We start from the raw sequence: 10165 nt of genomic DNA on the forward strand, positions 1-10165 counted from the left end.
CGCCCGCCGAGCACCGCGGGCCAACGGAGAAAGCATCATGGAAAGCTTCGGAATCCACCTGGAGCCCTTGCGGGCCATCCTGTTTCAGATCGGCGCCTTCCTGCCGCGGCTGCTCTTCGCGCTGGTGGTCGTGGTCGCCGGCTGGCTCCTCGCCAAGCTGGCGCGCTTCACCGTCGTGAAGGGGCTGCACGCCATCAACTTCAACGTGCTCACCGAGCGCGCCGGGCTCGACGGCTTCCTGCGCCAGGGCGGCATGCGCGGCGACACCACCAGCCTGTTCGGCGTGCTGGTGTACTGGCTGGTCATCCTGGCGTCGCTGCTGATCGCCTTCAACGGCATGGGCCTCACCTACATCGCCGACCTGATCGGCAAGGTGCTGTGGTTCGTGCCCAACGTCTTCGTCGCCCTGCTGGTGCTGGCCTTCGGCTCCTACTTCGCGCGCTTCGTCGGCGACACGGTCACCGCCTACGGCCGCAACATCAAGCTGCAGGACGCCGTCTTCCTCGGCAAGCTGGCGCAGTACGCGATCATGGTCTTCGTGGTGCTGATCGCGCTCGACCAGATCAAGGTCGGCGGCGACATCGTGCGCGAGAGCTTCCTCGTGATCCTGGCCGGGGTGGTGTTCGCCCTGGCCCTCGCCTTCGGTCTCGGCGGCAAGGACTGGGCGGCCGAGCGCATCGAGCAATGGTGGCCGCGCGAGCACAAGGACCCGGCCGAGCGCATCGAGGAGCGCAAGTTCCGCCGATGAAGACCAACGAGCTGATCACCGCGGTCTGGCCCGGCCGCCCCTATCCGCGCGGCGCCTACTGGGACGGCGAAGGCGTCAACTTCGCCCTCTTCTCGCAGCACGCGCAGAAGGTCGAGCTGTGCATCTTCGACGAGAAGGGGCGACACGAGCGCCACCGCATCACCCTGCGCGAGCGCACCGACGACATCTGGCACTGCTACCTGCCCGAGGCCCGTCCCGGCCTGGCCTACGGCTTTCGCGTGCATGGCCCCTACAAGCCCGAGGAAGGGCACCGCTTCAACCCGCACAAGCTGCTGATCGACCCCTACGCCAAGGACCTGGTGGGCCAGCTGCGCTGGAGCGATGCGCTGTACGGCTACACGGTGGGCAGCAAGCGGGGAGACCTGTCCTTCGACCGCCGCGACAGCGCGCCGCTGATGCCCAAGGGCCGGGTGCTCGAGCCGGCCTTTACCTGGGGCGACGATCGCCGGCCGCAGATTGCATGGCAGGACATGGTGATCTACGAGATGCACGTGCGCGGCTTCACCATGACGCATCCGGACGTGCCGCCGCAACTGCGCGGCACCTACGCCGGGCTCTGCTCCGCGCCCGTGATCGACTACCTCAAGCGCCTCGGCGTCACCACCGTCGAGCTGCTGCCGGTCCATGCCTTCCTCAACGACCACCGCCTCGCGGAGAAGGGCCTGCAGAACTACTGGGGCTACAACACCCTGTGCTACTTCGCGCCCGAGATGCGCTACAGCGCCTCGCTCAAGGTCAAGGAATTCAAGACCATGGTGAAGACGCTGCACACCGCCGGCATCGAGGTGATCCTCGACGTGGTCTACAACCACAGCTGCGAGGGCAATCACCTGGGGCCGACGCTGTCGCTGCGCGGCGTGGACAACGCCTCCTACTACATCACCAATGCCGAGAACCGCCGCTTCTACGACGACTTCACCGGCTGCGGCAACACCGTCAACCTGGAGCATCCACGCGCCCTGCAGCTGGTGATGGATTCGCTGCGCTACTGGGTGGAGGAGATGCACGTCGACGGCTTCCGCTTCGACCTTGCGGCGGCGCTCGCGCGCGAGTCGGGCAAGGTGGAGAACCTGGGCGGCTTCTTCGACGCCATTCGCCAGGACCCGACGCTCAACCGCGTCAAGCTCATCGCCGAGCCCTGGGACCTGGGGCACGGCGGCTATCACGTGGGCAACTTCCCCTACGGCTGGGCCGAATGGAACGACCGCTTCCGCGACGGCCTGCGCGCCTTCTGGAAGGGCGACAACAGCACGCTGGGCGAGCTCGGGCAGCGCCTCACCGGCTCGCAGGATCTCTACGGCTGGTCGGGCAAACGGCCCGACGCGAGCATCAACTTCGTGACCGCGCACGACGGCTTCACGTTGCAGGACCTGGTCTCCTACAACGAGAAGCACAACGAGGCCAACGCCGAGGACAACCGCGACGGCCACAACAACAACCTCTCGTGGAACTGCGGGGTCGAAGGGCCGACGGACGATCCCAAGATCCTCGCGCTGCGCGAGCGCCAGAAGCGCAACCTGCTCGCCACCTTGCTGCTGTCGCAGGGCGTGCCGATGCTGCTGGCCGGCGACGAGCGCGGCCACACGCAGCAGGGCAACAACAACGGCTACTGCCAGGACAACGAGCTGAGCTGGCTGGACTGGAGCCCCGACGCCGGCAGCGAGGCGCTGACCACCTTCGTGCAGCGCCTGATCACGCTGCGCCGGGCGCACCCCACCTTTCGCCGCCGCAACTTCTTCCACGGCAAGCCGATGGAGGGCAGCGGCGTCAACGACGTCTGCTGGCTGCGGCCCGACGGCCACGAGATGACGCCGGAGGACTGGAACGACGCCAACGCCCGCGGCCTGGCGATGGTGATCTCGGGCCTCGGCATCACGGACCGCGGGCCGCGTGGCGAGGCGCTGCGCGACGACGACTTCCTGCTGCTCTTCAATGCCCACCACGAGGCCCTCGACTTCAAGCTGCCGGTCGAGCATGGCGGCTGGCGGCTCCTGCTCGACACGGCGACCGGCGTGCTGCCGCCCGAGGACAACCTGTGCGATCTGCCGCAGGCATGGACGCAGAACGGCTATCCGTTGCAGGCCCGTTCCTTCGCCCTGATGAGCCGCCCGGCGCAGCTGCCGCCCGGGCAGCAGCAGGAGCCCGAATGAAGCCTGCGCACGACATGCCTTTCGGCGCCAGCCTGCTGAAAGGCGGCGGCGTGCGCTTCGCGCTGTGGGCGCCGGCCGTCGAGCAGGTGGTGCTGGAGCTCGGCGCGGCGGCACCGTCGTCTCACCCGATGCGGCGCGGCGCCGGCGGCTGGCACCGGCTGGAGCTGCGCGAGGCGAAGCCCGGCGACGCGTACCGCTTCCGGCTGCCCGACGGCCTGCGGGTGCCCGACCCGGCCTCGCGCTTCAATCCGGACGATGTGCATGGCGCGAGCCGCGTGATCGATCCGGCGGGTTATGCCTGGCAGCACGAGGACTGGCGCGGTCGCCCGTGGGAAGAGGCGGTGCTCTACGAACTGCACGTCGGCACCTTCACCGACGAAGGCACGTTCGCCGCAGCCCAGGCCCGGCTGCCCGCCTTGGCGCAGTTGGGCATCACCGCGATCGAGCTCATGCCGCTGGCCGATTTTCCGGGCCGGCGCAACTGGGGCTACGACGGAACCCTGCTCTTCGCGCCCGATGCGAGCTACGGCACGCCGGAGGATCTCAAGGCGCTGGTCGACACCGCCCACGGCCTCGGCCTGATGGTGCTGATCGACGTGGTCTACAACCACTTCGGTCCGGAGGGCAACTACCTGCATGCCTACTGCCCGCAGTTCTTCAACCCCAGGCACCAGACGCCCTGGGGCGCGGCCATCAACTACGACGGCGAGGGCGCGCGCACGGTGCGCAACTTCTTCATCCACAACGCGCTGTACTGGGTCGAGGAGTTCCGCTTCGACGGCCTGCGCATGGACGCGATCCATGCCATTCGCGACGACTCGGCGCAGCACATCGTCCACGAGATCTGCCGGGCGCTGCGTGCCGGGCCCGGGCAGGAACGCCATGTGCACGTGGTGCTCGAGAACGACGCCAACCAGGCCTCCTTTCTCGCCCGCGACCCGCGCGGCCTGGCGGTGTTCGGCACGGCCCAGTGGAACGACGACCTGCACCACGCGGCGCATGTGCTGGCAACCGGCGAGACCGACGGCTACTACGCCGACTACGCCGACGACCCGGTGGCGCAGTTCGGCCGTGCGCTGGCGCAGGGCTTCATCTACCAGGGCCAGCCCTCGGCCTTCCGCGGCGGCGAGCGGCGCGGCGAGGACGCCAGCCGGCTGCCGCTGGGCGCCTTCGTGTCCTACCTGCAGACCCATGACCAGGTCGGCAACCGCGCCTTCGGCGAGCGCATCCAGGCGATCGGCGAGCCCGCTCTGGTCCGCGCCGCCTGGAGCTGCCTGTTGTTCTCGCCCCATGTGCCGATGTTCTTCATGGGCGAAGAGTTCGAGGCCTCCACGCCCTTCCAGTACTTCTGCGACTTCGGGCCCGAGCTGGCGGCCGCCGTCTCCCAGGGGCGGCGCGAGGAGTTCGGCCGCTTCAAGGCCTTCGCCGACGAAGCGGCCCGCGCGCGCATTCCCGATCCCAATGCCGAATCGACCTTCCTGGCCTCCAAGCTGCGCTGGGAGGAATGCGACGATCCCCTGCACGAGGCCTGGCGCGTCCAGCTGGGCGAGATGCTGGCGCTGCGCCGGCAACGGCTGGTGCCGCTCTTCGCCGCCCAGCGCGGCGCGGGGCGCTTCGAGGCTCAGGGCGGCGGCCTGCTGCGCGTCGAGTGGACGATGGCCGACACCACGCGCGGCCTGGACGGGCCCCGATTGCACCTGCTGGCCCACTTCGGCGAGGCGCCGGTCGACGGCGTCGCGCCACCGCCGGGCGAGCCCCTCTACATCAACGCGGTCGAGCGGGACGACGCCGCCGCGCTGCGCCTGGCGCGCGGCGCCGTCTTCGTGACGCTCCAGGAGCCCGGCCTTGCCTGAAGGCGCGCACGGGGAGTCGGAAGCGATTGCCCGGCTCTGCGCGCACTTCGGCATTGCGCTCGACTACCACGACTTGTGGGGCACGCACCGGCCGGTGCCGCGCGAGACCCTGCTCGCGCTGCTGGCCGAGTTCGACGTGCGCCTGCACGACGGCGCGCAGGCCGACGCGCTGCTGGAGGCCGCGCGCCGTGCGAACTGGTCCCGCGGCCTGCCGCCGGTGCAGGTGATCCGGGCTTCGGACGCCGCCTGGTCGCTGCGGTTGCGCATGCCTGCGTCCATGGCGCGCCTGCGCTGGCAGCTCTGCGAGGAGGACGGCGCACAGCATCGGGGCGAGCTCGACGCGCATGCGCTGCCGGAAGCGGCCGGCATCGAGATCGACGGCGAACGCTGGTGCGAGCGCCAGCTGCCCTTCGCACGCAGTCTGCCGATGGGCTACCACCGCCTTCGCGTCGAAGGCCTCGAAGGGGAGACCCTCCTCATCAGTGCGCCCGAGCGCTGCTGGCGCCCCGCCGCATTGCGCGACGGCGCACGGGCCTGGGGCCCGGCCCTGCAGCTCTACGCGCTGCGCTCGCACCGCAACTGGGGCATCGGCGACTTCGGCGATCTGCTGCAGCTGCTCACGCAGATGGCACCGCGCGGCGCCGGCGTGGTGGGCCTCAATCCGCTGCATGCGCTGTTCCCCCACAACCCGGCGCATGCGAGCCCGTACAGCCCCTCCTCGCGGCGCTGGCTCAACGTGCTCTACATCGACGTCGAAGCGGTCCCGGGCTTCGCCGGCTGCGAAGCGGCGCGCCGCCTGGTCGCCTCGCTCGAATTCCAGGCCCGGCTCGCGGCGCTGCGCGAACTGCCGCTGGTGGACCATGCCGGCGTCGCGCGCGCGAAGTTCGAGGTGCTGGAGCTGCTGTTCGCGCACTTCCGCGGCAGGCACCTGTCGGAAGACGGCGCAAGTGCCAAGGACGACAGCGGCGCCGCCTTCCTGGCCTTCGTCGCGCAGGGCGGGGAGTCGCTGCGGCGCCATGCGCTGTTCGAGGCGCTGCAGGCGCACTTCCATGCAACCGACCCGTCGATCTGGGGTTGGCCGCTCTGGCCCGAGGACCATCGCGACCCCGCCAGCCCCGCGGTCGAGGCCTTCGCGCAGCAGCATGCGGGGCGCGTGCAGTTCCACCAGTACCTGCAGTGGCTGGCCGCCGGCCAGCTGGCGCGCGCCAATGCGCACTGCAAGGCGCTGGGCCTGGGCATCGGCCTGTACCTGGACCTCGCGGTGTCGAGCGACAGGGGCGGCTCCGATGTCTGGAGCGAGGGCGCCCTGTTCGCTGCCGATGCGAGCGTGGGCGCGCCGCCGGACGACTTCAATCCCGGCGGCCAGGGCTGGGGGCTGCCGCCGCTGCGGCCCGACCGCCTGCGCGCCGAGCGCTACCGCTTCTTCATCGACACGCTGCGCGCCAACATGCGGCATGCCGGGGCCCTGCGCATCGATCACGTGATGGGCCTGATGCGCCTGTTCTGGATTCCCGCGGGGCGCAGCGCGCGCGAGGGCGGCTACGTGTACTACCCGCTGGAAGAGATGCTGGCCATCGTCGCCCTCGAAAGCCAGCGCCACCGCTGCCTGGTGATCGGCGAGGACCTCGGCACCGTCGCGCCCGAGGTGCGCGAGGCGCTGGCGCGCTTCGACGTGCTGTCCTACCGGCTGCTCTTCTTCGAGCGCGAGGGCGACGGCGGCTTCAAGCCCGCTGGCGCCTATCCGGCACAGGCCTTGGCCGCGGTGGGCACGCACGACCTGCCCACGCTGGCCGGTTGGTGGAGCGGCGAAGACCTGCGCCTGCGCCTGCAGCTCGGCCTGATCCACGGCGAGGCGCAGCTCGAGCAGCAGTTGCTCGATCGCGCGCGCCACCGCGTGCAGTTGCTGCTGGCGGTGCGGCACGCCGGGCTCATGAGCGCCGAAGAAGTGGCGCAGGCAGTCAGCGAGGCGCAACCCGCGCCCCGAACCATCGAGGCCGTGCATGCCTTCCTGGCCGAGGCGCCGGCCCTGCTCATGATGGTGCAGCTCGAGGATGTCCTGGGCGTCGTCGAGCAGGCCAACATGCCCGGCACCGTCAGCGAGCAGCCCAACTGGCAGCGCAAGCTCCCGGCCGACCTGCAGGCCCTGGCCGCCAGCGAGGCCATGGATTCGCTCTGCCGCACGCTCGCGCGCATCCGGCCGCGCGCGCCCGCGGCGACGGAACGGCAGGCCACGATGCAGACGCGCATCCCGCGCGCCACGTACCGGCTCCAGTTCCACAAGGGCTTCAGCTTCGACGATGCGGTCCGCGTGCTGCCCTACCTTGCGCGCCTGGGCATCAGCCACGTCTACTGCTCGCCGATCCAGCGCGCCCGCGCCGGCAGCATGCACGGCTACGACGTGGTGGCGCACGACCAGGTCAACCCCGAGCTCGGCGGGCGCGAGGGCTTCGAGCGCCTGGTCGCAGCGCTGCGGGCGCACGGCATGGGCCAGCTGCTGGACCTGGTGCCCAACCACATGGGCGTGATGGGCGCAGACAACGCGTGGTGGATGGACGTGCTGGAGAACGGCCCCGCCTCGCTCTATGCCCAGCACTTCGATATCGACTGGCAGCCGCTGAACCCGGAGCTCGCCGGCAAGGTGCTGGTGCCGGTGCTGGGCGACCACTACGGCGACGTGCTCACCAGCGGCGACCTGGTGCTGCGCTTCGAGGAAGGCAGCGGCAGCCTGGCCGTGTACTACTTCGAGCATCGCTTTCCGCTCGCGCCGGAAAGCTATCCACGCGTGCTCGGGGGTGCGGCGGCGCAGCTCGACGAGGCGCAGCTTGCGGCCCAGCTGGCGGGCATCTCCTCTGCCTTCGGCCGGTTGCTGGGGCGGGATGCGAGCGACGACCACGCCAGAGCCGAGCAGGCGCGCGACAAGGAGCTGCTCAAGACCCAGCTGGCACAGCTCGCGGCCCGCCAGCCGGCCGCGGCGCGCGCCATCGTGGCGCGCGTGGCCGAGCTCAACCTGCCGAGCGCGCGCGACGAGCTGCATGCGCTGATCGAGGCCCAGGCCTGGCGGCTCGCCTACTGGCGCGTGGCCGGGGACGAGATCAACTACCGGCGCTTCTTCGACATCAACTCGCTGGCGGGGCTGCGCATGGAGCACGAGGCGGTGTTCGAGGCCACGCAGTCCCTTGCACTCGACCTGGCAGCCTCCGGCCAGGTCAGCGGGCTGCGCATCGACCACCCTGACGGCCTCTACGACCCGGCGCGCTACTTCCGCCAGCTGCAGGAAGGCTATGCGCGGCGCGCGGGCCAGCCCGTGCTGGCCGGGCGCGAGGCCGACGGGCGCCCTCCCCGGCCGCTCTACGTGGTGGTGGAGAAGATCAAGGCCGAGGACGAGGAAGTCCCCGAGGACTGGGCGGTGCATGGCACCACCGGCTACCGCTTCGCCAACGTGGCGAACGGCGTGCTGATCGACACCGGCGCGGCGGAGAAGTTCGAGAAGATCTGGCGCAACTTCACCGGCGTGCGCGACAGCTTCCAGGCCCTCGCGCGCGCCGGCAAGCGCGACATCATGCGCAGCGCGCTGGCCTCGGAACTGACCGTGCTGTCGACCGAGCTGCTGCGCATCGCGCGCGCCGACCGGCGCACGCGCGACTACACCTTCAATGCGCTGCAGCGCGCGTTGGGCGAGGTCGCGGCCTGCCTGCCGGTCTACCGCACCTACATCATCGAAGCGCCCTCCGCGCAGGACGAGCGCTTCATCACCTGGGCCGCTCGCGAGGCGCAGCGCAACAGCCGCGAGGCGGACCTCACGATCTACGACTTCGTGCAGCAGACCCTGCTCGGCCGCCCCGTGCATGGTGCCGACGAGGCGCTGCAGCGCCGGGTGCTGCACCTGGCGATCCGCTTCCAGCAGTTCAGCGCGCCGGTCACCGCCAAGGGCGTGGAGGACACGGCTTTCTACCGCTACTTTCCCTTGAGCGCGCTCAACGAAGTGGGCGGCGAGCCGGCGCGCTTCGGCATGACGGTGGACGAGTTCCACGCGGCCGGCGCCGACCGCGCGCTGCACTGGCCGCACACGATGCTGGCCAGCTCCACCCACGACAACAAGCGCTCCGAGGACGTGCGCTGCCGCATCGACGTGCTGTCCGAGATGCCGGGCACCTGGCGTCTGGCGCTGCGGCGCTGGCGCGCGCTGACGCGCGGAATCCGGCGAAGGCTGGAAGCTGGCGGCGCGCCTTCGGGCGCCCCCTCGGCCACGGACGAATACCTGCTCTACCAGACCTTGCTCGGCACGCTGCCCGCCGGGGGCCTGGACGAGGGGACCCGCGAGCCTTATATCGCCCGCATCGTGGGCTACATGCAGAAGGCGGCGCGCGAGGCCAAGTTGCAGACGCGCTGGACCAATCCCGACGAGGCTTACGAGCAGGCGCTGGAGGGCTTCGTGCGCGCAGTGCTGAGTTCGCGGGCCGACCCGCGCTTCGTCGATGACCTGCAGACGCTGGCCCGCGGGCTGGCGTGGTTCGGTGCGCTCAACAGCCTGTCCCTCATGCTGCTGAAGTTCGCCTCGCCGGGGGTGCCCGACGTCTATCAGGGCAACGAGCTGCTGGACCTGAGCCTGGTCGATCCCGACAACCGGCGGCCGGTGGACTACGCACTGCGCGTGCGCTGCCTGGACGAGCTCGAGGCGATGGCGCGGGCTGACGACCTGCCGGCCCGCGTCGCCGCGCTGGTGCCCGCAGCCGCCAGCGACGGGCGCGCCAAGCTATGGGTCTGCTGGCGCATGCTGTCGCTGCGGCGCGAGCAGCCCGCGCTGTTCCGCGAAGGCGACTACCGAGGACTGCGGGCCGAGGGCGCGAAGGCCGCGCACGTGGTCGCTTTCGTGCGCCGGCATGAGGATCAGATGCTGGTGCTGATCGCGGCGCGCCTGTTCAGCTCGCTCGCAGCGTCGGGCGAGGCGCCGGTGGGCGAGCTGTGGGGCGACACGCTCGTGCGCCTGCCGGAGGTCGCCGAAGGCATGCGCTTCGAGAACGTGTTGACCGGCGAGATGCTCATGGTGCATGAGGGCGTGATCCGCGTCTCGGCTGCCTTCGCCCGTTTCCCGGGTGCGGCGTTGTGGGCGAAGCCCTGAGGGCATCGCCGCTCGACCGGCGCTCACACGGGCCGCTCCTTTCACAAGAGACTGCTACCACCGCACGCGCAGGCCTGCCGAGGCGTTGAGCTGCGACTTCACGCGGGTGTCTCCGCCCGATGCCCACTGCTTGCCGACTTCGCCATACAGGCTGGTCGATTCGCTCAGCCTGAGCGTGAAGCCTGCGGCCAGCTCGGTGGAGGTGCTGCCGGTGCTGCTGGCGATGGCCGTGCTGGCCGCCGGGTTGATGAAGCGGGTGCTGTCGTTGCCGCCC

General features: G+C 70.5%; 5 protein-coding genes. 4 read left to right on the forward strand and 1 reads right to left on the reverse strand.

Features of this window, described 5'->3' with window-relative positions; translation table 11 throughout:
• Nucleotides 1-37 precede the first annotated feature (37 nt).
• The 4 genes from AC3A6Y_RS31115 to AC3A6Y_RS31130 are packed head-to-tail and all read left to right on the forward strand — an operon-like array spanning nt 38 to nt 9891.
• The gene (locus AC3A6Y_RS31115; RefSeq protein ID WP_487872075.1) at nt 38-748 is read left to right on the forward strand and encodes a mechanosensitive ion channel family protein; all 711 of its coding nucleotides are present in this window, start codon (nt 38-40) and stop codon (nt 746-748) included.
• Nucleotides 745-2919 carry a glycogen debranching protein GlgX gene (glgX, locus tag AC3A6Y_RS31120; protein ID WP_487872076.1) on the forward strand — a complete coding sequence of 725 codons (2175 nt, stop codon included), beginning with the start codon at nt 745-747 and terminating at the stop codon, nt 2917-2919. Before AC3A6Y_RS31115 ends, glgX begins: the two co-directional genes overlap by 4 nt.
• On the forward strand, nt 2916-4772 hold the full coding sequence (gene treZ, locus AC3A6Y_RS31125; protein ID WP_487872077.1) for a malto-oligosyltrehalose trehalohydrolase: 1857 nt from the start codon (nt 2916-2918) through the stop codon (nt 4770-4772). The genes glgX and treZ overlap by 4 nt, the downstream gene beginning before the upstream one ends.
• The gene (locus AC3A6Y_RS31130) at nt 4765-9891 is read left to right on the forward strand and encodes a malto-oligosyltrehalose synthase (RefSeq protein WP_487872078.1); all 5127 of its coding nucleotides are present in this window, start codon (nt 4765-4767) and stop codon (nt 9889-9891) included. The genes treZ and AC3A6Y_RS31130 overlap by 8 nt, the downstream gene beginning before the upstream one ends.
• Nucleotides 9892-9945: 54 nt before the next feature.
• Here the strand turns inward: AC3A6Y_RS31130 and AC3A6Y_RS31135 are convergent.
• A partial coding sequence (locus AC3A6Y_RS31135; protein WP_487872079.1) for a hypothetical protein occupies nt 9946-10165 on the reverse strand: 220 nt, incomplete at its 5' end.

Source organism: Variovorax sp. Soil_C_17 (assembly GCF_057657265.1).

Coding starts and splice junctions, on each gene's coding strand:
- AC3A6Y_RS31115 (WP_487872075.1), top strand. CDS start 38: ATGGAAAGCTTCGGAATCCACCTGGAGCCCTTGCGGGCCATCCTGTTT.
- glgX (WP_487872076.1), top strand. CDS start 745: ATGAAGACCAACGAGCTGATCACCGCGGTCTGGCCCGGCCGCCCCTAT.
- treZ (WP_487872077.1), top strand. CDS start 2,916: ATGAAGCCTGCGCACGACATGCCTTTCGGCGCCAGCCTGCTGAAAGGC.